19 protein-coding genes are annotated in these 23,884 nt (G+C 69.0%); 6 read left to right on the top strand and 13 right to left on the bottom strand.

What is annotated here, in order from left to right; all coding sequences use genetic code 11:
* Window positions 1–18: 18 nt before the first annotated feature.
* Window positions 19–390: a holo-ACP synthase gene (locus tag ABZZ74_RS07375; protein WP_356762334.1), complete on the bottom strand. Its 372-nt coding sequence runs from the start codon at window positions 388–390 to the stop codon at window positions 19–21.
* Between the two features lie 513 nt (window positions 391–903).
* Window positions 904–1,452: a DUF1062 domain-containing protein gene (locus ABZZ74_RS07370; RefSeq protein ID WP_356762333.1), complete on the bottom strand. Its 549-nt coding sequence runs from the start codon at window positions 1,450–1,452 to the stop codon at window positions 904–906.
* Window positions 1,453–1,768: 316 nt separating this feature from the next.
* On the opposite strand from ABZZ74_RS07370, the gene ABZZ74_RS07365 reads away from it, so the two are divergent.
* A complete protein-coding gene (locus ABZZ74_RS07365; RefSeq protein WP_356762332.1) occupies window positions 1,769–2,119 on the top strand; it encodes a hypothetical protein in 351 nt (116 codons plus the stop codon).
* 106 nt (window positions 2,120–2,225) lie between these two features.
* Here ABZZ74_RS07365 and glmS read toward each other — a convergent pair whose 3' ends face one another.
* Window positions 2,226–4,073: a glutamine--fructose-6-phosphate transaminase (isomerizing) gene (gene glmS / locus ABZZ74_RS07360; RefSeq protein WP_356762331.1), complete on the bottom strand. Its 1,848-nt coding sequence runs from the start codon at window positions 4,071–4,073 to the stop codon at window positions 2,226–2,228.
* A 143-nt stretch (window positions 4,074–4,216) separates the two neighbouring features.
* Between glmS and coaA the strand changes: the two genes are divergently transcribed.
* Complete coding sequence (gene coaA / locus ABZZ74_RS07355) at window positions 4,217–5,206, top strand: type I pantothenate kinase (RefSeq protein WP_133043269.1); 990 nt, start codon at window positions 4,217–4,219, stop codon at window positions 5,204–5,206.
* 16 nt (window positions 5,207–5,222) lie between these two features.
* Window positions 5,223–6,161 carry a DUF389 domain-containing protein gene (locus tag ABZZ74_RS07350; RefSeq protein ID WP_356762330.1) on the top strand — a complete coding sequence of 313 codons (939 nt, stop codon included), beginning with the start codon at window positions 5,223–5,225 and terminating at the stop codon, window positions 6,159–6,161.
* A gap of 41 nt (window positions 6,162–6,202) precedes the next feature.
* On the opposite strand, the gene glmM is transcribed toward ABZZ74_RS07350, so the two are convergent.
* The 3 genes from glmM to rplM all read right to left on the bottom strand — a co-directional run bounded on the left by glmM (window position 6,203) and on the right by rplM (window position 8,737).
* On the bottom strand, window positions 6,203–7,561 hold the full coding sequence (glmM, locus tag ABZZ74_RS07345) for a phosphoglucosamine mutase (RefSeq protein ID WP_356762329.1): 1,359 nt from the start codon (window positions 7,559–7,561) through the stop codon (window positions 6,203–6,205).
* Window positions 7,562–7,738: 177 nt separating this feature from the next.
* On the bottom strand, window positions 7,739–8,251 hold the full coding sequence (rpsI, locus tag ABZZ74_RS07340) for a 30S ribosomal protein S9 (RefSeq protein WP_123974782.1): 513 nt from the start codon (window positions 8,249–8,251) through the stop codon (window positions 7,739–7,741).
* A 42-nt stretch (window positions 8,252–8,293) separates the two neighbouring features.
* Window positions 8,294–8,737, bottom strand: a complete 444-nt coding sequence (gene rplM, locus ABZZ74_RS07335; protein ID WP_015658443.1) for a 50S ribosomal protein L13 — start codon at window positions 8,735–8,737, stop codon at window positions 8,294–8,296.
* A gap of 266 nt (window positions 8,738–9,003) precedes the next feature.
* Between rplM and ABZZ74_RS07330 the strand changes: the two genes are divergently transcribed.
* Window positions 9,004–9,885 (top strand): hypothetical protein, encoded by an 882-nt coding sequence (locus tag ABZZ74_RS07330; RefSeq protein ID WP_356762328.1) that lies wholly within the window; start codon window positions 9,004–9,006, stop codon window positions 9,883–9,885.
* A gap of 30 nt (window positions 9,886–9,915) precedes the next feature.
* On the opposite strand, the gene ABZZ74_RS07325 is transcribed toward ABZZ74_RS07330, so the two are convergent.
* The 6 genes from ABZZ74_RS07325 to ABZZ74_RS07300 are packed head-to-tail and all read right to left on the bottom strand — an operon-like array spanning window position 9,916 to window position 16,805.
* The gene (locus ABZZ74_RS07325; protein WP_356762327.1) at window positions 9,916–10,425 is read right to left on the bottom strand and encodes a GtrA family protein; all 510 of its coding nucleotides are present in this window, start codon (window positions 10,423–10,425) and stop codon (window positions 9,916–9,918) included.
* Between the two features lie 8 nt (window positions 10,426–10,433).
* Window positions 10,434–11,192: a polyprenol monophosphomannose synthase gene (locus ABZZ74_RS07320; RefSeq protein WP_356762326.1), complete on the bottom strand. Its 759-nt coding sequence runs from the start codon at window positions 11,190–11,192 to the stop codon at window positions 10,434–10,436.
* 18 nt (window positions 11,193–11,210) lie between these two features.
* On the bottom strand, window positions 11,211–12,530 hold the full coding sequence (locus ABZZ74_RS07315; RefSeq protein WP_356762325.1) for a UDP-glucose/GDP-mannose dehydrogenase family protein: 1,320 nt from the start codon (window positions 12,528–12,530) through the stop codon (window positions 11,211–11,213).
* A gap of 32 nt (window positions 12,531–12,562) precedes the next feature.
* Window positions 12,563–14,374, bottom strand: a complete 1,812-nt coding sequence (locus ABZZ74_RS07310) for a glycosyltransferase family 39 protein (RefSeq protein WP_356762324.1) — start codon at window positions 14,372–14,374, stop codon at window positions 12,563–12,565.
* Window positions 14,374–15,390, bottom strand: coding sequence for a glycosyl hydrolase (locus ABZZ74_RS07305; protein ID WP_356762323.1), 1,017 nt, complete (start codon window positions 15,388–15,390; stop codon window positions 14,374–14,376). Before ABZZ74_RS07305 ends, ABZZ74_RS07310 begins: the two co-directional genes overlap by 1 nt.
* Entirely contained in the window at window positions 15,390–16,805 is a 1,416-nt protein-coding gene (locus ABZZ74_RS07300) for a glycosyltransferase family 2 protein (RefSeq protein ID WP_133043527.1), read from the bottom strand. The genes ABZZ74_RS07305 and ABZZ74_RS07300 overlap by 1 nt, the downstream gene beginning before the upstream one ends.
* Window positions 16,806–17,293: 488 nt before the next feature.
* On the opposite strand from ABZZ74_RS07300, the gene ABZZ74_RS07295 reads away from it, so the two are divergent.
* Window positions 17,294–18,379, top strand: coding sequence for a glycosyl hydrolase family 28-related protein (locus ABZZ74_RS07295; protein ID WP_356762322.1), 1,086 nt, complete (start codon window positions 17,294–17,296; stop codon window positions 18,377–18,379).
* Window positions 18,380–18,599: 220 nt separating this feature from the next.
* Window positions 18,600–22,934 carry a choice-of-anchor D domain-containing protein gene (locus ABZZ74_RS07290; protein WP_356762321.1) on the top strand — a complete coding sequence of 1,445 codons (4,335 nt, stop codon included), beginning with the start codon at window positions 18,600–18,602 and terminating at the stop codon, window positions 22,932–22,934.
* Between the two features lie 45 nt (window positions 22,935–22,979).
* Here the strand turns inward: ABZZ74_RS07290 and truA are convergent, their stop codons facing one another.
* Window positions 22,980–23,837: a tRNA pseudouridine(38-40) synthase TruA gene (gene truA, locus ABZZ74_RS07285; RefSeq protein WP_356762320.1), complete on the bottom strand. Its 858-nt coding sequence runs from the start codon at window positions 23,835–23,837 to the stop codon at window positions 22,980–22,982.
* Window positions 23,838–23,884 lie beyond the last annotated feature (47 nt).

The following is a 23,884-nucleotide window of genomic DNA, read 5'->3' as shown; positions in this document are numbered from 1 at the left end:
ACCCACCCCTCCGACAAGTCAGCCCTCGGCGACGACCACGGCCGAAGCCACGCCGGCATCATGGCTGAGCGACACATGCCAGGACCGCACGCCCAGTTGTTCCGCCCGGGCCGCCACCGTCCCCTTCACCCGCAACCGCGGTTGCCCACTGTCCTCGACATAGACCTCGGCATCGGTCCAGTGCAGCCCCGCCGGCGCCCCGAGCGCCTTGGCGAGGGCCTCCTTGGCGGCGAACCGCGCGGCAAGCGAGGCAACCCCCCGCCGCTCACCGCTCGGCAACAACAACTCGCGCTCCACGAACAGCCGCTCCGCCATCCCGGGCGTCCGCTTCAGCGACGCCTCGAACCGCGCGATCTCAGCCACGTCGATCCCGACGCCGATGATGCTCATGCGGGCACTCTATTCGCGACAGTATCCAGTGCACTCGCAGCTCCGAGTCCACGGTCAGGCCTTCAGGACTGCCCGTCCTGGCTCGAGCGTTCCCGTACGGTCGAGCAGGCGATGTCCATGCGGTCGAGTCGGTGCACGTCATGATCCGCTCGCGCACAGCGTCCGGAACGGGAATTCCGCGCACCTCCAGCACGGACAGGATCCCCTTGGCCTCACCTTCGGCCCTGCCCTCCAGGTAGGCCGTCTCACGGACCGTCGCAACGGCTCGCCGAGTTCGACTCCCGCCATGGCGGGAAGGCTGCCGGCCGGAATGCCGAGTGCGGTCGCGAGCTTCTACGGCCCGGTCGCGGGACGTGAGTTGTGCCCTTCCAGGAACATCGGCGTTGCGGTGCCACCGGCGGAGTGCCCGACATCGTCGAGCGGCGTTCGGTCACCGGCACGCCGGACAATGCCGGGCCACCCAGGGCCTGCCCGGAAGATCCTGCCGGACAGGCCCCATTTCAGAGGGAGAGCTCAGCGCTTCAGTGTGAAGGTGAAGTCGCCGGAGAGCTTGCCGCTCAGGCGGATCGCCGAAACGACCTTCCCCTCCGTGATCAGACGCTCGACCTCGGCTCGCGAAAGCCCGCAGCCCTCCGCGATCAGCCGCACCGGCCGGACCGGAATCCGCGCCGCGAAGTGGACCGAGACGTCGATCACCTCGCGGTCCAGATGATCGGTTCCGCCCGTGTCGAGGCGCCAGGCGCCGTCCCAGTCGAGGGCGACGCGATTACGCCGCCGTACGACCGGATCCTGGAGCAACTCGGCTGCCAGGCCGACATCGTTGGCGTGCAGCCGGTCCAGCAGCTCAGGTCGTACGGAACGCACGCTCATCCGCTCGAAAACCGTGAGCTTCGCGGTTTCCCCGCACGCCGTGCAGAGCACGAGCAGCCAGGCGTCGATGAGCTTGTGGTTCGCGTTGACGCGGAATTTACCGCTTGCCCGGAAACGCTCCGACCCGCACGTATGGCAGCGGCGCAGGACGAGCGGCAGGCAGGTGGGCATGACCACCCAGTTGGTGAGCACAGAAGTACACCGGTTTCAGTGAGAAGTCCGCAGCAAGAAGGAGCGCGGCGCACATGCGCGACGCGCGACGATTCAGCGCTCGGGAGGTCTCACACGGTGTACAACGGCACGTCCTTGCTCAGACAACTCGGTCGGCAGCACGGTAAGGGCCTAGGTCGACGCCCTTCCACTCGTTTTCCACGCCGCCGCCAACTCGCCGATCCGCGGAACCCAGCCGACCAGGGCCTCCAAGCTCTCGGCACCCCCAAGATCATCGGCGGCCCCTCCTCCCCGTAGCCTTTGCGGTGACCATCGCAAGTAACGGGAGGAAACAACCTTGAAGTTGAAGTCTCTGGGCACCGCGCTCGCCACCGCCGCCCTCATCGGTACGGCCCTCACCGGCACCGTCGCCACCGCCGAGACCGCCGCCGCGGCGACCCTGCCGACGGACTGCAGCAAGGCGCTCGTCAACGTCAAGCCCAAGGAGACCGTCAACGTCCGCACCTCGCCGAAGACCAGTGCCACGGCCGTCGGCATCTGGGCCAAGGGCGCGAAGGGCGCCGTCTGCAACGACGGGAAGTCCTACAAGGGCGGCTCGTACACGGCCTGCGGCAAGACGAGCAACCAGTGGCTCTACGGCGGCGACACCAAGAACGGCTGGGTGCCGAAGACCTGCTTCGCCATCTGACCGGCGTCTGACCGGGGTCTGATCGGGCCCGGATGACAGAGGGGCGTACGGCATGCCTTGCGGCCGTACGCCCCTTTCCGCGCCCGGAAGTTCTACCGCCGCCCGCTCACTCCACCGTCACCGACTTCGCCAGGTTCCGCGGCTGGTCCACCTCGTTGCCGCGGGCCGTCGCCAGTTCGCAGGCGAACACCTGCAACGGGACCGTGGCGACCAGGGGCTGGAGGAGGGTCGGGGTCGCCGGGATGCGGATCAGGTGGTCGGCGTACGGCACCACCGCCTCGTCCCCCTCCTCCGCGATCACGATGGTCCGCGCACCCCGCGCCCTGATCTCCTGGATGTTGGACACGATCTTGTCGTGGAGGACGGACCGGCCCCGGGGCGAGGGCACCACTACCACGACCGGCAGGTCCTCCTCGATCAGCGCGATCGGCCCGTGCTTGAGCTCGCCCGCCGCGAAGCCCTCGGCGTGCATGTAGGCGAGTTCCTTCAGCTTCAGCGCGCCTTCCAGGGCCACCGGGTAGCCGACATGCCGCCCGAGGAAGAGCACCGTGTTCTTGTCGGCGAGGGACCGCGCAAGCGCCCGTACCGGCTCCATCGTCTCCAGGACGCGGTCGACCTCGACCGAGATCCGTGCGAGGTCGCGGATCACGGCGCCGATCTCGTCGCCCCACTTGGTGCCGCGCACCTGGCCCAGGTAGAGGGCGACCAGGTAGCAGGCGACCAGCTGCGTCAGGAAGGCCTTCGTCGACGCGACCGCCACTTCCGGACCGGCGTGCGTGTAGAGCACCGCGTCCGACTCCCGGGGGATGGTCGAGCCGTTGGTGTTGCAGATGGCCAGGACCTTGGAGCCCTGCTCGCGGGCGTGCCGGAGGGCCATCAGCGTGTCCATCGTCTCGCCGGACTGGGAGATGGCGATCACGAGCGACCGCGCGCCCAGGATCGGGTCCCGGTAGCGGAACTCGCTCGCCAGCTCCACCTCGCACGGGATGCGCGTCCAGTGCTCGATGGCGTACTTGGCGATCAGCCCTGCGTGGAAGGCCGTACCGCAGGCGACGATGACGACCTTGTCGACCTCGCGCAGCTCCGAGGCGCTGATCCGCACCTCGTCCAGCGTCAGCGAGCCGCCGGCGTCGATACGGCCGAGCAGCGTGTCGGCGACCGCCTTGGGCTGCTCGGCGATCTCCTTGAGCATGAAGTAGTCATAGCCCCCCTTTTCCGCGGCGGAGGCGTCCCAGTCCACGTGATAGGACCGGACCTCCGCGGGCGCACCGTCGAAGCCCGTCACCGTCACGCCGTCGCGGCGCACCTCGACGACCTGGTCCTGGCCCAGCTCGATCGCCGACCGCGTGTGGGCGATGAACGCGGCGACGTCGGAGGCCAGGAACGCCTCACCCTCACCAACGCCCACCACCAGCGGGGAGTTCCGCCGCGCGCCCACGACCACATCGGGTTCGTCCGCGTGCACCGCCACGAGGGTGAACGCGCCTTCCAGCCGCCGGCACACCAGCCGCATGGCCTCGCCGAGATCGGCGCAGGACGAGAACTCCTCGGCGAGCAGGTGCGCGACGACCTCGGTGTCGGTCTCGGAGGCGAGATCGTGGCCCCGCTCCGTCAACTCCGCCCGCAGCACGGCGAAGTTCTCGATGATCCCGTTGTGGACGACCGCGACCCGCCCCGCGTTGTCGAGATGCGGATGCGCGTTCGCGTCGGTCGGTCCGCCGTGCGTGGCCCACCGCGTGTGCCCGATGCCGGTCGAACCCGTCGGCAACGGCCGGTCGACCAGCTCCTTCTCCAGGTTCACCAGCTTCCCGGCCTTCTTGGCCGCCGCCAGCCCTCCGTCCGCCAGCACGGCGACACCCGCCGAGTCGTACCCCCGGTACTCCAGCCGCTTCAGCCCGGCCATCACGACATCAAGCGCCGACTGCGCCCCCACGTATCCCACGATTCCGCACATGGCCCGCAGCCTACGGCCGAATCACCGTCGGAAAGGCAGCGATCGTGCCCGAAATCGGAAATTCCTGCGGCCATTTGAACCCGCGCGGACGAGCGTGACGCACCCCACCCCCCACCCCGTTCAAACTCCGTTAACAATGGACTGTGATCTCTCCGGTCTCCTCGATGCCCCGGAGCGCCCACCGGCAGAGGCCGGAGGCGACTCCCTACGTCGACCTCACCCGAACCGAGTGGAGCGCGCTGCGGGACAAGACGCCGTTGCCGCTGACCGCCGAGGAGGTCGAGAAGCTGCGCGGTCTCGGTGACGTCATCGACCTCGACGAGGTGCGGGACATCTACCTCCCGCTCTCCCGGCTCCTCAACCTCTACGTCGGCGCCACGGACGGGCTGAGAGGGGCCCTGAACACGTTCCTGGGCGAGCAGGGCTCCCAGTCCGGCACCCCCTTCGTCATCGGCGTCGCCGGTTCGGTGGCCGTCGGGAAGTCGACCGTCGCCCGTCTTCTCCAGGCGCTCCTGTCCCGCTGGCCGGAGCACCCCCGCGTCGAGCTCGTGACCACCGACGGCTTCCTGCTGCCCACCCGGGAGCTCCAGGCCCGCGGCCTGATGTCGCGCAAGGGCTTCCCGGAGTCGTACGACCGCCGTGCCCTCACCCGTTTCGTCGCCGACATCAAGGCCGGCAAGGACGAGGTCACCGCCCCCGTCTACTCCCACCTGATCTACGACATCGTGCCGGACCAGCGGCTCACGGTCCGCCGCCCGGACATCCTCATCGTCGAGGGCCTCAACGTCCTCCAGCCCGCCCTCCCCGGCAAGGACGGCCGCACCCGCGTCGGTCTCGCCGACTACTTCGACTTCAGTGTGTACGTCGACGCGAGCGGCGAGGACATCGAGCGCTGGTACCTCAGCCGGTTCAAGAAGCTGCGCCAGACCGCCTTCCAGAACCCGGACTCGTACTTCAGGAAGTACACCCAGGTCTCCGAGGAGGAGGCCCTCGACTACGCCCGCACCCTGTGGCGCACGATCAACAAGCCGAACCTGGTCGAGAACATCGCCCCCACCCGCGGCCGCGCCACCCTCATCGTCCGCAAGGGCCCCGACCACAAGGTCCAGCGCCTGAGCCTGCGCAAGTTGTGACCGTTAGTCTGCGCCCATGCTGCACCTGCGCCTGATCACCCCGGCCGGCAGGACCGACGACGTGGTCCGCCTGATCGAGAAGACGGTCGGGACGACTCATCTCGTCGTCCTGCCCGGCGCCGCCCGCAACCCCGCCGGGGACGTGGTGATGTGCGATGTCGCCCGTGAGGCCGGCGACGAACTGATCGGCGCGCTGCGGGACCTGGGACTGGACCGGACCGGTTCCATCGCCGTCGAGAACATCGACCTGTCGCTGTCCAAGCGGGCCGACAAGGCGGAGGAGGAGGCGCCGGGCGAGGGCGCCGACGCGGTGCTCTGGGAGCAGCTGACCGACGCGACCCACGAGGAGTCGACGCTCTCGGTCACCTACGTCGCCTTCATCACCCTCGCCACCATGATCGCGGCCTGCGGTGTCGTCCTCGACAACGCCATCCTGATCGTGGGCGCGATGGCGGTGGGCCCGGAGTTCGGCCCGCTCGCCGGCATCTGCACCTCGGTGGTCCAGCGCCATCCGCGCCTGGCCCTGCGCTCGCTGATCGCGCTGCTCGTCGGCTTCGCGGTGGCCATGCTGATCACCGTCGGCTTCACCTACGTCATGGACAGCATCAACCTGTTCACCAAGGTGCGGCTGGCGGCCGAGCGGCCCAACACCAACTTCATCTACCGCCCCGACGCCTTCTCGTTCGTCGTGGCGGTCCTGGCCGGCATCGCCGGCACCCTCTCGCTGACCTCGGCGAAGTCGGGCCTCCTGGTGGGCGTGGCCATCTCGGTCACCACGGTCCCGGCCGCCGCCAACGCGGCCGTCGCCTTCGCCTACACCGAGTACCGACAGGCCTGGGGATCGACGGAACAACTGCTCCTGAACCTCATGGGCATCGTCCTGGCCGGCACAGCGACACTCCTGACCCAGAAATGGCTGTGGACATTGCAACGCCGGAAGATCAGCGCCCCGTAAGGGGCGCCAGAGATCCCCCCATCCCGGACCCGGCTCAGCCCTTACCCCAACGCCGACTTCACCGCGTCGGCCAGCCGCCCCGCCACCGACCGAGCCTGATCGATGTCGGCCGCCTCGACCATGACCCGAACCAACGGCTCCGTCCCGGAAGGCCTCAGCAACACCCGCCCGGTGGACCCGAGTTCCCGCTCGGCCTCGGAAACGGCCGCCGTCAGCTCCGCGGACGTCCTCACCCGGGACTTGTCGACGTCCGGCACATTGATCAGCACCTGCGGCAGCCGCTCCATCACACCCGCGAGGTCCCGCAGCGACCGGCCCGTCTCCGCGACCCGCGCCGCCAGCATGAGTCCGGTCAGCGTGCCGTCTCCGGTCGTCGCGTGGTCCAGGATGATCACGTGCCCGGACTGCTCGCCGCCGAGCGCGTAGCCGTGCTGCTTCATCTCCTCCAGCACATACCGGTCCCCGACCGCGGTCTGGACGAGCGTCAGCCCCTCCCGCTCCAGCGCCAGCTTGAACCCGAGGTTGGACATCACGGTCGCGACCACGGTGTCGGCCCGCAGCACGGACCGCTCCCGCATGGCCAGCGCGAGTACGGCGAGGATCTGGTCGCCGTCGACCTCAGCGCCGGTGTGGTCCACGGCCAGGCACCGGTCCGCGTCACCGTCGTGCGCGATACCGAGCGCCGCCCCGTGCTCGACGACCGCGGCCTTCAGCTTGTCGAGGTGGGTCGAGCCGCAGCCGTCGTTGATGTTGAGCCCGTCCGGTGAGGCGCCGATGGTGACGACCTCGGCCCCGGCCCGGGAGAACGCCTCCGGCGACACCCACGCCGCCGCGCCGTGCGCCTCGTCGAGGACGATCTTCAGCCCGTCCAGCCGGTTCGGGAGTACGGCGATCAGATGGGCGACGTACTTGTCGAAGCCCTCCTCGTAGTCCCGCACCCGTCCGACGCCCGCCCCGGTGGGCCGCTCCCAGGGCTCACCGTGCCGGTGGGAGTCGTACACCGCCTCGATCCGGTCCTCCAGCTCGTCGGCCAGCTTGTGGCCGCCGCGGGCGAAGAACTTGACGCCGTTGTCGGGCATGGCGTTGTGGCTGGCGGAGAGCATGACGCCCAGGTCGGCGCCGAGCGCGCCGGTGAGGTACGCCACCGCGGGCGTCGGCAGCACACCGACGCGCAGCACGTCCACGCCGGCGCTCGCGAGGCCGGCGACGACCGCGGCCTCCAGGAACTCCCCGGACGCACGGGGGTCCCGTCCGACGACCGCCGTTGGCCGGTGGCCCTCGAACGTTCCCGCCTCGGCCAGCACGTGCGCCGCCGCGACCGACAGACCGAGCGCCATCTCGGCCGTCAGGTCCGCGTTGGCGACGCCCCGTACGCCGTCCGTGCCGAAGAGTCGTCCCACTTGTCCTCCTGAGGAAACGTCAGTTACGGGCGGCGTACACCCATCGGATAGCGGCATCCGATCACACAAGCCGTTGAGCGTCTTGTGCCGTTATACGCCCCCGACGGTGATAAACGAACGCCCCGACAGCACTGTGGCGTGCCGCCGGGGCGTTCGCGGAAGAGCAGGCAGCGAAGCTTAGCGCTTGCTGTACTGCGGGGCCTTGCGGGCCTTCTTCAGACCGGCCTTCTTGCGCTCGACCGCACGGTCGTCGCGGCGGAGGAAGCCGGCCTTCTTGAGCGGGCCGCGGTTGTTGTCGACGTCGGCCTCGTTCAGCGCGCGGGCGACACCGAGACGGAGCGCACCGGCCTGACCGGAGACACCGCCACCGGCGATGCGGGCGATGACGTCGTAGCGGCCCTCGAGCTCGAGCACCTTGAAGGGCTCGTTGACTTCCTGCTGGTGCACCTTGTTCGGGAAGTAGTCCTCGAGAGTGCGACCGTTGATCTTCCACTTGCCGGTGCCCGGGACGATCCGGACGCGGGCGATGGCGTTCTTGCGGCGGCCCAGGCCGGCGGCCGGCTGGGGGTCGCCGAAGCGGGACGCGAGGGACTCGGAGGTGTACTCGCCCTCGACGGGGACGTCCGACTCCGTGGTGTAGCTGTCGATGTCAAGCTCTTCGAGCGGCTGCTCGGCAGTGGTCTCGGCCACGATGCTCCTCAGATTCTCTTCAGTCTTAGGGGGTGGCCGGACTTACTGCGCGACCTGGGTGATCTCGAACGGCACCGGCTGCTGGGCAGCGTGCGGGTGCTGGTCGCCCGAGTAGACCTTCAGCTTGGTGAGCATCTGACGGCCCAGGGTGTTCTTGGGGAGCATGCCCTTGACGGCCTTCTCGATGGCCTTCTCGGGGTTCTTCGCCAGCAGCTCGTCGTAGCGGACGGAGCGCAGACCACCCGGGTAGCCGGAGTGGCGGTACGCCATCTTCTGGGTCCGCTTGTTGCCGGACAGGTGCACCTTGTCGGCGTTGATGATGATGACGAAGTCACCGGTGTCGACGTGAGGGGCGTAGATCGGCTTGTGCTTGCCCCGGAGAAGGGACGCGGCGGTCGTGGCGAGACGGCCCAGGACAACGTCCTGAGCGTCGATGACGTGCCACTGGCGCGTCACATCGCCGGGCTTGGGGCTGTACGTACGCACGGTTCGTAGCCTTCGCTTCGAGTGAATGGTCCTGAACAGGTCACCGAAACGATCACGACAGCCTGGACCACTGCGGCGACGCATACCGCGTACGTGGGGTTGCTGGTCATCGGCCCGGTGGACCGGTGTAAGGGCCCGTCCCGTGAGAATGAGCAAGCCAATACACAACGAACAAGCAGAATACCGGGGTCATCCGGGTGGGTCAAAACGAGCCCGTTGTCCACAGGCCCACCGGCACCACGAGCACCCCCACTAAGATGCGCCCCATGAGCTTTGGGCAGCAGGGGGGACCTCAGTCCCAGTGGGATCCCTGGAAACCGCAATCCCAGCAGCCGTGGAACAGCGGCGGCGACAGCCGGACGCCGGACTGGGCGGCGCTCGCCGAGGCGTCCGAGACCCGCAACAGAAGGCGCCGGCTGCTGTTCATAGGCGGCGCCGCGGTGGCCACCATCGCGATAGGCACCGCCGTCGCCATGGCCGTCGTGTCGGCCAACGGCGACAACAACGCCTCCGGGAGCCCGTCCAACCTGCCCGCGAGCGCCTCGATCCCCAGCAGCAGCGCCTCGGCCCCGTCCTTCGCGCCGACCAGTGCGCCGCCCCCGCTGGACCCGAAGGAGTTCATCTCCAGCAAGGCCAAGGACACGGCCCCGCTCAGCGTGGAGACCCTCTTCCCGGGCTCCCAGCTGACCATGGGCTCGGCGGTCTACAAGAAGGGCGCCACAGCCGACACGAAGAACTGCGCGTCGGCCGCCAAGGGCACCCTCCCGGCCATCCTCACCGGCAACGACTGCACCCGTCTGCTGCGCGTCACCTACAGCAAGGACGGCGTCGCGGTGACGGTCGGCGTGGCCGTCTTCGACACCCAGGCCCAGGCGGCCAAGGCCAGGACCCAGTCGGACAAGAAGGGCTTCGTCACGTCCCTGCCCGGCAAGGGCGTGAAGGACTTCTGCAACGCCGCCACCTGCCTCACCACGGCCAACTCCTACGGCCGCTACGCCTACTTCACGACCGTCGGCTTCACCAACGGCAAGGACGTGACGAAGAACTCCACCAACGTCTTCGCCGCCGGCAACGACCTGCAACTGTTCACGTTCCGCCAGATCAACCGGCGGGGCGAGGCACAGGCCTCGGCCGCCGCGAACGGCTGACCGGCCCGCCGTCGAGGCGCGCCGGTCCGGTCAGCTCCGCTCCCAGGCCCCGCTGAGCACGGGCTCCGGGTAGGACGGCACCGGGTCGTCGGCCGGCGGGGCGGCCGTCCGGAAGACCCACGTCCGGTAGGACCAGAAGCGGAACAGGGTCGCGATGCCGATGCCGACGAACTTGCTGGCGTTGTTGGCGATCGTGCCGTCGAAGCCCAGCCCGTAGGTGGCCGCGTAGAGGACCCCGTTCTCGATGACCAGGCCGACCGCGCTGAAGAAGAGGAAGAGAGACATCTCCCTCCGCTTGCTGCCGCGGTCCTCCTGGGTCCGCTCGCGGTACGTGAAGTACCGCAGGCCGAGATAGTTGGTCAGGATCGCGACGGCGGTCGCCACGACGCTCGCCCGGACCGTCTGCCACTGCGTGAAGGTCCTGATGGCGTTGAAGACCGCGAGGTTCACCACGAACCCCGAGGCTCCCACCAGGCCGAACTTCGCGATCTCGCCGTACAGCTTCCCCGTCCGCGACGGAAGCGCATGCCGTCCGCTCACGGTGGCGCTCAGCCCCGCCGGTTGCGCAGCCGCAGCCGCACCGGCATCACGGCCGACTCGATCTGCGTCGACAGGTTCATCTTGGACACGCCCTCGGTGCGCTCCTCGAAGCGGATCGGGATCTCCACGGCGCTGTGCCCGGCCCGGACGGCCTTGAACTTCAGCTCGACCTGGAAGCTGTAGCCGGCGCTGTCCAGGGTCGCGAGGTCGATGTCCCGCAGCGTCGCGGCCGACCAGAGGTTGAAGCCGGCGGTGATGTCCCGGATCTTGGTGCCGAGCACGGTCCGGGCGTAGCGGTTGGCGAACCGGGACAGCAGGACGCGGTGCTTGCCCCACTCCTCGTCCAGCGAGCCGCCCTCGACGTACCGGCTGCCGACGACCAGGCCCACGCCGGACGCGATGGCCGTACCGAGCATCCGTGGGACCGCTTCCACGGGGTGGCTGCCGTCGGCGTCCATCTGCACGACGTACTCGGCGCCCTCGTCGAGCGCGGCGCTCATGCCCGCCACGTAGGCCCGCCCGAGCCCGTCCTTCTCGGTCCGGTGCAGCACGCTCATGCGGTAGCCGTCCCAGTTGTACTTCTCCGCAAGCTCCTCGGCGATCCGGCCGGTGCCGTCGGGGCTGTTGTCGTCGACGATCTTCAGATGCAGCCCGTCGATCCGCAGCCCGAGCACCAGCTCGGCCATCCGCGGCAGGTTCGCGGCCTCGTTGTAGGTGGGCATCACCACGGTGACGCGGACGCCCGGGTGTCTGTCGAGGCTCGTCATGTCCGTTCTCTTCCCTCCCTAGAGGCCCCGAAGGGACCTCTCCCCAGCGGGCGCGGGTCTGCCCAGCGCCCGGAAGTACCAGCCCGCCGCGGTCCAGCGGTCCGCGTCGAGCACCCCCCGGCCGTCAACGATCAGCGGACGGGACACGAGCCCGGCGGCATGCTCCGGGTCGATCTCCCGGAACTGCGGCCACTCGGTCAGATGCAGCACGAGGTCGGCTCCCCGCAGGGCCTCCTCGGCCGACAGCGCGTAACCGAGGAGCGGGAACGCCTTGCGGGCGTTGTCCAGCGCCTCGGGGTCGTAGACGGTGACGTCGCCGCCGTCGAGACGCAGCCGGGCGGCCACGTTCAGGGCGGGCGAGTCGCGGATGTCGTCGGAGTCGGGCTTGAAGGCCGCTCCGAGCACGGCGATCCGGGCCCCCAGGACCGAACCCCCGCACAGCTCGCGCGCCACGTCGACGACCTTGTCGCGGCGGCGCATGTTGATCGCGTCGACCTCCCGCAGGAAGTCCAGCGAGACCCCCAGTTCCCCGGCGCGGTGCGCGAAGGCCCGGATGTCCTTGGGCAGACAGCCGCCGCCGAAGCCGATGCCGGCGCGCAGGAACTTCCGGCCGATCCGGTCGTCGTGGCCGATCGCCTCGGCCAGGACGCCGACGTCGCCGCCCGCGGCCTCGCAGACCTCGGCCATCGCGTTGATGAAGGAGATCTTCGTGGCGAGGAAGGCGTTGGCGGCCGTCTTGACCAGCTCGGCGGTCGGGAAGTCGGCCGTGACCAGCGGTGTGCCCGCGTCGAGGACGGGGGCGTACACCGCGCGGAGGATCGCTTCCGCGCGCGAAGACCGTACCCCGAACACCAGCCGGTCCGGCCGCAGCGTGTCCTCGACGGCGAAGCCCTCGCGCAGGAACTCCGGGTTCCACGCGACCTCGGCGCCCTCGTGCAGCGCCGCCAGCCGCTCCGCCGTCCCCACCGGCACGGTCGACTTGCCGACCAGCAGGGCCCCGTCGGCCGCGTGCTCGGCGATGGCCGCGAAGGCCGCGTCGACGTAGGTCAGGTCGGCGCCCTCGGAACCCGAGCGCTGGGGAGTGCCGACGCACACGAAGTGCACCTCGCCGAAGGCCCCGGCCGCCGCGTAGTCGGTGGTGAACCGCAGCCGTCCGCTCGCGGTGTGCTTCGCGATCAGCTCCGGCAGCCCGGGCTCGTGGAATGGCACCCGCCCCGCCTGCAGTGCGGCGACCTTGTCGGGGTCCACGTCGACCCCGAGCACCTCGTGTCCCAGCTCCGCCATGCAGGCGGCGTGGGTGGCACCGAGATAGCCGGTGCCGATGACTGTGAGCCGCATGGGCACGGTGTTTCCTGCGATGGAGAGGGTGTTCATGAGGTCTTGAGCCAGATGCGGTATTCGCTGGTCCCGTTCGCGTTGCGGAACGGGATCTCGGCCAGCAGTCGGTAGTGCGCGTTGCCCTTCACGGCGGCGGCGACGATGTGGTCCACCCTCGGGTTGGTGAGCCCGTCGAGCACGATCAGGTCGAAGTCGCCGTCCTTGACGGCCTCCTTGTAGGCCTGATCGCCGCTGTAGTACTTGCCCTTCTTGTCCTTGTACTCCATGCCGAAGAGGCTGTTCCACTGCCGGTGCGTGGACTTCTCGCGCAGGTAGTAGACGGGTACCTCCGGCGTCGAGGCCAGGTAGGTGCCCTTGGAGTTCACATGGGACTGGATGGCACTGATCATCTTGCTGGAATTCGGCCAGATGTCGAAGCGCCAGTCCGCCTGCTGGATGCCCAGGCACAGCATCGCGGTCCAGAGCATGATGCCGAGCTGCGGGTAGCGGAAGTGCGCCCCCACCAGGCGGGTCACGCCGACACCGGCCATCGGCGCGGCGAACAGAAGGCCGAAGCCGACGTGCTTGAACAGCGAGACCACGGTCCCGAGGTGGACCTGGTACGCCGGTGCCAGCAGCGCCGTTCCGCACAGCACGATGCCGAGCAGGGCCCGCCACCGCCAGCCGGGTGCGCCGAGCCTGAGCGCCTGCGGAGACTCGTTCATGCGGCTGCGCCGGACATAGGAGACGGCGCCGCCGACGGCCGCGAGGAACATCAGCCCGCCCCACTTGGCGGACTGCGTCAGCAGGAACTCGGTGGTGTCGGTGCCGTGCACACGGTTGGTCGTGGTCTGCCGCACACCGTCCATCAAGTTGGTGGTGTACATGCCCGCCACCAGCAGACCGCCGATACCGGCGGCGAGCAGGACCATCCGCAGGAACGCCTTACGCCCCTTGTAGGGCCACCCGGTGAGCAGCGCCAGCACGACGATGGTCGGCAGGTACAGCGCGGACGCATACTTCACGCCGACCGCCAGGACGGCGACGGGTGCGGCCAGCAGCACCGTGATCACCGGGGCACGGGCCGTGCGCACGACGATCCAGGTGGTCAGGGCCAGCAGGAACACCGCGCACGCGTCGTAGGTGGCGAAGTAGCCCATCACCACGGTCGACTGGATCACCGCGAAGAGCGCCGCGCCCGCCAGCGCGGCCCGTTCGTTGAACAGCCGCCGGGAGAAGGAGTACAGCAGTCCGGTGGTGCAGAGCATGAAGAACAGGCTCAGCGTCCGCGCCCCCGCGAGCCCGAACTTCGAGTCCACGATCGCGGCGAGCACCGGGTAGAGCTGCGGCGAGCCGGAGAAGTACGCGGCGTAGTCGCGGGGCAGCGGGGTGCCGTGGAGCAGGTTGGCAAGCTCGGAGTGACCGGCCGCCAGATACAGCGCCTCATCCTGGAACGCGGTGTTGGAAAGCCGCAGCGACAGCGCCGCCTGGACGACCAGGATGCACAACAGCACCGCCCGGCTGACCCAGGCCCGTCGCCGACTCGCCTCCATCTCCCAGCCGGCCTCCGGCGTCTCGGGGATGTGGTACGCGGGCTCGTCGTCCGGGACCTGCTGGTACTGGACCGTGCGCAGGGCGTACGTCGGCTGGTCGTCATAACCGGCCTGCGGCTGCTCCGGGATGCCGGCGGCGTAGGGCTGGTACGGCTGGTACGGCTGCTGGTCCACGGACTGCCGGGTTTCGTACTCCTGCTGCTGGTACTGCCTCGGGGGCACACCGTTGGAGTTGAACCAGCCGCCGGCGTCGTCCTCGGCGTACGGATCGTAGGGCGGCTGGGGCGAGTAGTGATCGTTTTTGGAGGTCATCACGGCTTCCGTACGTCGAAGCCGAAACGGTCGTCAGCGGCGAGGCGCTTGAACTCCTTGAGTGCCAGCGGGCTCGCCTCCAACCGCCAGTCGGCACGCTTCTTTTGGTTGAACCAGATGAAGCCGAGCATGTTGTCGTCGGCCTCCACACCCGCGAACAGGTTGCGGATGTCGGCCCGTCGCCGCTCCCCCGCCATCGCCGCGGTCTCCAGGAGGAGCATCGGCTTCTTGGTGAAGGTACGGACCTCGTCGATGGTGGGTCCGAAGACACTGCTGAAGGCGTTGTCCTGGTCGATCGTCCAGTAGCCGACGAAGCCGACCCAGTCCACATAGGCGTCGCCCGGGTAGTACGGCTTGAGCTGTACGTTCTTGACCGGGTTGATGATGTTGGGCGCCCAGGCCCAGATCACGTTCGAGGCTCCGACGTCGGCGAACGTGTCGTGGATGTGCCGCCAGGCCGCCACGAACTGCTGGGGGGTGACGTACTTCGTACCCCACTTCTCCCAGTGCCCGTTGAACTCGTCGGCGAAGTCGATCACCACGGGCAGGTTCAGCTTGCGGACCGCGGTCGCGTACTTCTTGAGGTACGCGTCCGACTTGCCGGCCGCGATGTCGGCGAGGGTGGTGTCGAAGGGCTCCCAGGACATCAGCGTCAGGGCGCCTTCCTTCCAGGCCGCGCGCACTCCGCTGGCATCGAAGCCGTCACCCCAGGCCGCGTAGTACTCGAGGAGGTTCGGCTGCTTGCCGGTCATCCCGGTGTACGCCTCGACGGGCTTGAGGGAGTTCGGCGCTCCCGGGAGAGCCGCACCGTAGTACTTCTTCGCCGGCTTCAGCAGCGGTGTGACGTCGTAGGGGACGTCGTTGTTCCCGCTCCCCGACGGATCGGCTTCGGTCTTGGCGTGCCCGGCCGACGACGGCTTGCCCCCGTCGTCCCCGAGCAGCGAGCATCCGCTGAGGGTCAGCGCGGCCAGCACGACGGCCGTCAGGGCGGTACGGGTACGAGTGAGGAGGCGCATCAGGCTGCCGCCCTTTCCCGCGGCTGGACCAGCACGCGGCCCACGACGAGGGCGTAGAAGACTCCGGAGGACAGCACCAGGGCAAAGTTCGGGGCGTCCATCGTGAACGTCCGGTAGACCGCCGCCACGACCCAGATCAGCGCGGTGCCGCCGCTCCAGACCCACATGCCGATCCAGAAGCGGCGGGTCTTGTTCTTCTTGGCGCCGGAGGAGCCGGTGGGCTGCCAGCCCATCCGGTTCTTGCGCAGGATGTCCCAGATGGCGAAGACGTGCGCCCAGCCGTACATCATGCGGGCGGCCCATGCCTCCAGGCGGTAGGGCGCCTTGTGCCACATGGGGAAGACGATCGTGGTGTAGACGATGCTGGGCACCACCAGGAGCAGATGCTCGACCTTGAGCTTGTCCGGCATCATCACCAGCAGCACGATCGGGATGACCGGTGCGGCGAAGGTGAACAGCGCCGTGTGGATGTAGTAGAAGAACCCGGACATGTAGCACAGGCGGCTGGAGAGCTTGATCTTGCGCTCCCAGAACTTCCTGCTGCCGAGCAGACTCATCGAGCCGGAGCACCAGCGGTACTGCTGGTTGAAGAAGGCGCCGGCGGTGTCCGGGCACACTCCCGTGGAGACGGCGACGGGCACATAGCGCAGGTCCCAGCCGAGGCCGCGCAGGTCGAACCCGGTGTGCACGTCCTCCGAGTGCTCGATCAGGGTGGTGCCGCCGTTGGTCTCCAGCGCGGCCCGCCGGTACACGGCACAGGAGCCGACGCAGATCGCTCCGTCGCTGCCCTGCCGGGAGACCTGCACCGACCGGTAGAACAGCTCCTGCACGGCGCCCGCGCCGCGCTCGATCCAGTTCTGCGAGTCGAGCACGCGGAAGTACTGCGGGGACTGGACGATGCCGATGGACGGGTCGGACTCCATGTACGGCAGCAGCTCTTCGAGCAGGTCGGCGCGCGGGGTGAAGTCGGCGTCCAGGATCAGGATGTACTGACCGTCGGACTGCCCGAACCCGAAGTGCAGGTTGCCGGCCTTCTTGAACCAGCCGCGGTTCTCCCGGGTGCCGTACCGGAACCCGAAGTCGCGGGCCATCGCCTTCAGTTGCGGGTCAGCGCCGTCGTCCAGGACGAACGGGACACAGACACCGGGGTAGTGGTCGGCCATCTGCCGGACGTGCCGCCAGGTGTTGTGCAGGACCTCGATGGGCTCTCCGCACACCGGAAGGAACACGTCCACCGTGGGGTAGACCTCGGGTCGCCAGTTGTGCACGAGCTGCTTGTGGTGGGCGATGTCGAAGTCCCTGGTGAAACCGTTCACCCGCAGGGACACCAGGTAGTAGACCACCGTGAAGACCAGCAGCGGCGTGTAGATCCACAGGACCGGCGTGGACTGGGCCAGCTTGAACTGGCTCACCACCAGGCAGCAGAAGCTGATCAACGAGCAGATCGTCAGGATCCACAGGTTCCTTCGGGCGTAGGAGTACTTCTCCTTGTCCGTGGGCGGCAACGGCAGCAGCCCCAATGGAGCTTCGACACCTCGCCCGGCTTTCCTTCGCCCACTGCTCTGACGCGCGGCACGACGCCCCCCGGCCCGTACCGGGCCAACTGAACTCATGAAAAAACCACCCATGGGCCCCTACCGGCCCGTCGACCCCCACCGTTTTCGGCCACCCCTGTCGAACCTACGGCCGAGTTGCGAAAGATTATCCGAGTTATGTGAAAGGCGTAAGAGTTGGTTGGACACGTACGGGAAGTAGGTACCCCTATGTCCGTTATCTTCTGCGAAATGAGGGATAGCTAACAGGTTTCACATCCAGTGCCCCGGGCACACCGTTCTGCCCTCTGATGGGAGGTGCTGATCGACGATCTCCGACCACCCAGGGGGCACCACATGACGAGTGATGGGTGAACGTCAAGGACCACGGCGCCAAGGGCGACGGCACCACCGACGACACCGCGGCGATCCAGGCGGCACTGGACGCCTGCCGGCCGGGCAATGTCACCGTGCTCCCCGCAGGGGTGTACCGCACGAGCGCTCCGCTGCGCATCGGCCCGTATGTGACCCTCCAGGGTTCGCACGCCGGCGGTGAGTCCCAGCCGGGCGCCCAGAACCCGGTGGCCGGCCTGCGCCCCCTGCCCTCGTTCACGGGGCACGCCGTCGTCGAGATCCTGGACCAGCAGCTGGGGGGCTACTCGATGCAGGCCAACGCGCAGCGCGTCTTCTCGCTGTCCATCGACGGCTCCGACCTGCCGCGCGGTGGAGCGGAGATCGACGGCATCCGTGCCACGGGGCAGATCCAGCACCTGCAACTGCGCGACGTCCACGTCCGTGCGGTCACCGGCATCGGGATCAACACCTGGTACAACTTCGACGTCACTGGGGGCCCCCAGGCGCCGTTCTGCCTGCACTACGACCGCGTCTCCGTCCTGTGGACCGGCTCGCACGGCATCGTGCTGAACAACTCCACCGACTCCGTCTTCCACGACGTGTACGTCCTGGGGGTCGGCGGCTGCGGCTGGTGGATGTCGGGCGCGGGCAACTCCTCCTTCACCAGCTGCCGCGCGGAGTGGTCCTCGAAGCACGGGTTCGATATCGAGTCCGTGCCCGGAGTGATCAAGATGGTCGCCTGTTCCACCGACCGGAACGGCTGGCACGGCATGTACGTCCACGCGACGGACACCACCGGCGTCCTCCTGCTGTCCGCCGTGCAACTCACCCGGGACGGCAAGAACGCCGGGTCCGGTGGCGGCGGGTACGCGGGGCTGGGGGTGGCGAGTTCCCTGTGCAAGGTCATCGCCGACGGCCTGGTCGTCCTCACGGGCAAGGACGACGACGGAGCGGGAGCCGTGAGCCCCCAGTACGGCGTGCGCGCCGACAACTCGGCCTATGTCGTGGTGAACTCGGGCCACCTTCAGGGCGTCACGTCCCCGTGGCAGAGCGGCTCCGCCAACACGAAGTTCGTGAAGGGCACGCTCGTCGGCACGGGCTGAGAACACGCCATTCCCGCTGACGATGCCGAAGCGAAACGCGCCCCATAGTGCCCAAAAACCTCAACTGATGATAGGAACAACCACTTAGTCTTCACGTTTGTGCCGTGCCCGTGACCGTTCCGGGTGCGAACCCGAGGGGGGTCCCGATTTGCCCGGGTTTTCCATGCCCGCACGCGGTGGCCGTCATCGCAACCGGCGGCGTACGTGGTCGTTGTCCGTCGTGGCCGCGGCCATCGCCGCGCTGATCGGCACGATGATCAGCCTGGTGGCTTCGTCGGCCCAGGCCGACCAGAGCACGCAGGGTGTCGACAACCTGCGCACCAACTGGGACCGGGACGAATCCTCGCTCTCCCCGGCGGTCGTCCAGTCCTCCGCCTTCGGTCGGCTCTTCGCCACCCAGCTCGACGGTCAGATCTACGCCCAGCCGCTGGTCCTGGGCGACCAGGTGATCGCGGTCACCGAGAGCAACACCCTGTACGGCCTCGACCGCACCACCGGTGCGATCAAGTGGAGCAAGAACTACGGACCGTCCTGGCCTGCCTCGGCGATCGGCTGCGGTGACCTGGTGCCCAACATCGGGGCGACCGCGACCCCCGTCTACGACCCGTCCACCAACGCCCTCTACTTCACCACCAAGGTCGACGACGGCACATCCACGCACCGCCACCCGACCTGGCTGATGCACGCGGTGGACCCGGCCTCCGGCGCCGAGCGCCCGGGGTGGCCCGTCACCATCGCCGGAAGCCCCGTCAACGACCCGAGCACCCCCTTCGACGCCTACTACCAGCAGCAGCGCCCCGGCCTGCTGCTGATGGACGGCGTCGTCTACGCGGGCTTCGGCGCCCACTGCGACGCCTGGCCCTACCGCGGCTACGTCGTCGGGGTGAGTACCACCAAGCACAGCATCACCTCGATGTGGGCCACCACGACCGGGGCCGGCACCGGCGGCGCCGGCATCTGGCAGGCGGGCGGCGGACTGGTCTCGGACGGCTCCGGCCGGATCTTCTTCAGCACCGGCAACGGCATCAGCCCGGCGCCCGGCCCGGGCAAGACCGTCCAGGGAACCCTGGCCGAGTCCGTCGTACGCCTCCAGGTCGGCGCGGACAACAGCCTCAGCACGGCCGACTTCTTCAGCCCCAGCAACGCCGCCACCCTGGACCTCAACGACCAGGACATCTCCTCGGGCGCCCCGATGGCGCTGCCGGACGGCTTCGGCACCAGCGAGCACCCGCACCTGCTGGTCCAGCAGGGCAAGGACGGGCGGGTGTTCCTGCTCGACCGCGACAACCTCGGCGGCATGGGCCAGGGACCCCAGGGCGGCGACGCCGCGGTGAGCGTCTCCGGCCCCTACCAGGGCATGTGGGGACACCCGGCGTTCTGGGGCGGCGACGGCGGCTACGTCTACGTCGTCGGCAACCAGGGGCCGCTGCGCGCCCTCAAGTACGGCGTGCGCAACGGCGGTACGCCCACGCTCACCCTCACCGGCCAGAGCCAGGACACCTTCGGCTACACCAGCGGCTCTCCCCTGGTCACGTCCAACGGCACCGACGAGTCCAGCGCGCTGGTGTGGATGACGTCCGCGAGCAACGCCTCCGGCGCCAACGGCACCCTGCGCGCCTACAGTCCCACCCCCGACGGCAACGGACTGCTCCAGCTGCTGTGGTCCGCGCCGATCGGCACCGCGACGAAGTTCAGCACGCCGACCGCCGAGGGCGGCAAGGTCTACGTCGGCACCCGGGACGGTGTGCTCTACGGCTTCGGCAGCCCGGCCAGGACCGCGCTGACCGCGACCTCGCTGGACTTCGGTCAGGTCGGTGTGGGCGCCACCGGTTCGGGCCGGATGACGCTGACGGCCACGCAGGACGTCAGCGTCACCGGCCTCACCGCCTCCAGCGGGTTCTCGGTGGACCCGTCCGTCGTCCCGACCCCCGCGCAGCCCACGGCACTGGCGGCCAACGCCACCCTGGACGTGCCGATCAGCTTCGCCCCCACCACCACCGGCGGCATCAACGGCACGCTGACCGCGAACCTCTCGGACGGCCAGAAGCTGGTCTTCGCGCTCCACGGCGTCGGCACCAGGCCCGGCCTGGGAGCGGCACCCGCCGCCCTGGACTTCGGGGACGTGCCCACCGGCAGCACCTCGACGCTGAACCTCCAGGTGACCAACACCGGCACCGAACCGGAGACCATCAACGCGGTCGACTCCCCCGGCGGCGCCTTCTCCACCTCCGGACTGCCGAGCGCGGGGACGGTCGTACCGGCCGGTGGGTCCTTCGTGCTCTCCGTCACCTATACGCCAGTCGGTGAGCAGAACGACAGCGACGCGCTCGTGGTCAGCAGCAGCAGCGGCGGCGCCCCGCACACGCTGAGCGTGCCGGTCAGCGGGACGGCCATCACGGGACAGGGACACCTCGAGTTCTCCACGAGCTCGCTGGACTTCGGCAAGGTCCCGATCGGCAGCTCGAAGTCGCTGTCGTTCACCATCACCAACACCGGCAACATCCCGGTGACGGTGACCAAGGCCAAGGCGCCGACGGGCGACTTCAACAGCCCGGTACAGCTCTCGGAGGGCCTGGTCATCGGTCCTGAGCAGACCGCGGTGCAGAGCGTGACGTTCACTCCGCGGTCGGCCGCGGATCTGAGCGCCTCCTACGAGGTCACCGGCACCGGGACCGACGCCAACGGCAACAGCCAGGGCGCCATGTACGTGCAGATCAAGGGCACCGGTACCGGCACGGCGACGACCACCTCGACCGCCGACGGGCAGTGGCAGACCAACGGCTCGGCGGTGCAGGCCGACGGCGGCGGTGTCCAGCTGACCCCGGCGACGAGCAACCTGGCGGGCACGGCGGTGTACACCAAGCCGTTGCGCACCGACGGTCTGCGGGCCACCTTCACCACGAAGTTCGGCCCCGGCACCGGCGGGAAGGGCATGACGCTCGCTCTGCTGGACCCGGCCCAGAACTCCGCCTCGGCGCTCGGCGGCGCCGGCGACAGCCTCGGCGTCGCTGGACGACCGGGTACGGTGGTCGCGCTCGCCACCGCCTGGAACGACACGCTCAAGGCCCAGAACTTCGTCGGCGTCGGCCGCAGTTCGGCCGGCTCCTCGACGATCGACTACCAGTCGCTGGTCCGCCTCAGCACCTCACTGCGCCAGGGCACGCACCAGGTCGACGTCCAGGTGGCCGCCGGTCATCTGTACGTCTGGGTCGACGGGACACAGGTGTCGGACACGACGCCGACGCTGACGTCCACCGCGCTCCTCGCCTTCTCGGGCGCCACGGCCGCCAGTGCCGACGTGCAGACGGTGAGCGGTCCGGTCATCGCCCAGGGGCCGGCAGCGGCCACCTCGCTCCACCTCACCACCCCGAGCACGGCCGTCCCCGGCCGACCGCTGACCGTCACCGGCACCCTGGCCTCGACCGCGGCGCTCCCCGCAGGTCAGCCGGTGCACATCACCCGGAACGGGACAGCGCTCCCCGACGTGACGACGAAGGCGGACGGCTCCCTCAGCTTCACCGACACCCCGCCGGCCGAGGGAACCTACACCTACGCCGCGAGCTACGCCGGGGACGCGACCCACGACCCGGCGAGCACGACGAGCCTCGTCCAGGCGTCGAAGCTGGCCACCACGGTCACCATGACGGCCCCGGCCACGTCCACCCGCGCGCAGAAGCTGACCGTGTCCGGCACGGTCTCCGGCGCGCCCTTCGCCGCCGGCGGGGTCGTCAAGGTCACGAAGACCGACCTCGGCCACACCTCCGGCACCGCACTCGCCGACGCCAAGGTCGCCGCGGACGGTTCGTTCACCTTCTCGGACACCCCGCAGATCGGCGGCGCCAACACCTACAAGGTGACCTACGGCGGCGACGTCTCGCACCAGGCAGGCAGCACCAGCGCCACCGTCCAGGTCTCCCGGACCGCGGCGTCCCTGACCATCGCGACCGACCACGCGACGTACGCGTACGGCCAGACCGCGAAGATCACCGCTCACCTCGGTACGACGTACAACAAGCGGACGGTGGCGATCTACGCCCAGCCGTTCGGCGGCACGTCGGTCCTGGTGAAGTCGGGGACGGTGGACAGCAACGGCAACCTGGCCGGGTCCTACAAGCTCACTCGCAACACCACGTTCAGCGCGGTGTTCGCCGGCGACTACCGGTACGCCCCGAAGACCGTCGCCCGAACCGCGCAGACCCAGGTACGGGTCTCGGAGACGCTCTCCGGCTACTACACGAGCACGCACTACGGCAGCACCCTCTACCGGGTGTACCACCACACCGCCAAGGAGCAGCTGGACGTCACCGTCACACCCAACAAGGCCGGCCAGTGCATCCTCTTCCGTGTGCAGCGCTACTACAGCGGCGCCTGGCACACGCAGACCACCACTCCGTGCGCGGCCCTGAGTTCCACCAGCACCGGCCGTCACCAGATGTCCCTGACGAACTCCGTGGGAAGCAAATTCCGCATCGCAGCGGAGTACGTCCACAGCAGCACGGACACCACCAACCCCAGCACGTGGGGCGCCTGGCAGTACTTCACCGTCAAGCAGTGAGCACGAGCTCCGCCCCCGGCCACCGGCCGGGGGCGGAGCTCCCTCTCAGCACCCGCCGCACCCCGGCAACGACCGCTTGTTGCGCGCCTCCTTGCTGCGCGCGGCCAGCAACTCGTCCGCCGGATACCCGACTTCCTCCAGCGTCAGCCCGTGCGGCCGTACGACGTGCACGGCCGAGTCCCGTACGCCGGCCGCCAGCACCTTGGCCGGCCAGTCCGGCCCGCGGTGCCCGTCCCCGACGAACAGCAGCGCCCCGATCAGCGAGCGCACCATGTTGTGGCAGAAGGCGTCGGCCCGCACGGTGGCCGTGATGATCCCGTCCGCCCCCCGCTCCAGGCTCAGCTCCTGCAGCGTACGGATGGTGGTGGCCCCCTCCCGCCGCTTGCAGTAGGCGGCGAAGTCGTGCTCACCCAGCAGCCCTCGGGCCGCCTCGTTCATGGCGTCGACGTCGAGCGCCCAGTCGTGCCACAGCACATGGTTGCGCAGCAGCGGGTCCACTCCCCCGGGGTTGTCCGTCACCCGGTACGCATAGCGCCGCCAGACGGCCGAGAAACGGGCGTTGAAGCCCTGGGGCGCCTCCCTGAGCGCCCACACCCGGACATCCCGCGGCAGCCGCCCGGCGAGCCGCTTCAGCAGCTTCTCGTGATGCTCACGCCAGACCGCCTCCGGCAGATCCACATGCGCCACCTGCCCCCGCGCATGCACCCCGGCGTCCGTCCGCCCGGCCACGGTCAGCTCGTACGACACGTCCCCCGACCGCGTGACGGTCCGCAGAGCATCCTCGATCTCCCCCTGTACGGTCCGCCGCCCCCCGGCCTGCTTGGCCCACCCGGAGAACTCGCTCCCGTCATACGACAGGTCAAGACGAACGCGGACATGACCGGGCTCTACCTCATCACTCACCCAGAGATCCTCTCAAAACACAAAAGCGGGCCCGCCCCTGGAAAGGA

This window comes from Streptomyces sp. NPDC006476 (assembly GCF_040612015.1).
In the GTDB taxonomy this organism is placed as follows: domain Bacteria; phylum Actinomycetota; class Actinomycetes; order Streptomycetales; family Streptomycetaceae; genus Streptomyces; species Streptomyces griseorubiginosus_B.
Note: the sequence above shows the minus strand (reverse complement) of the source record. Positions and strands in the feature narration are given on the sequence as shown.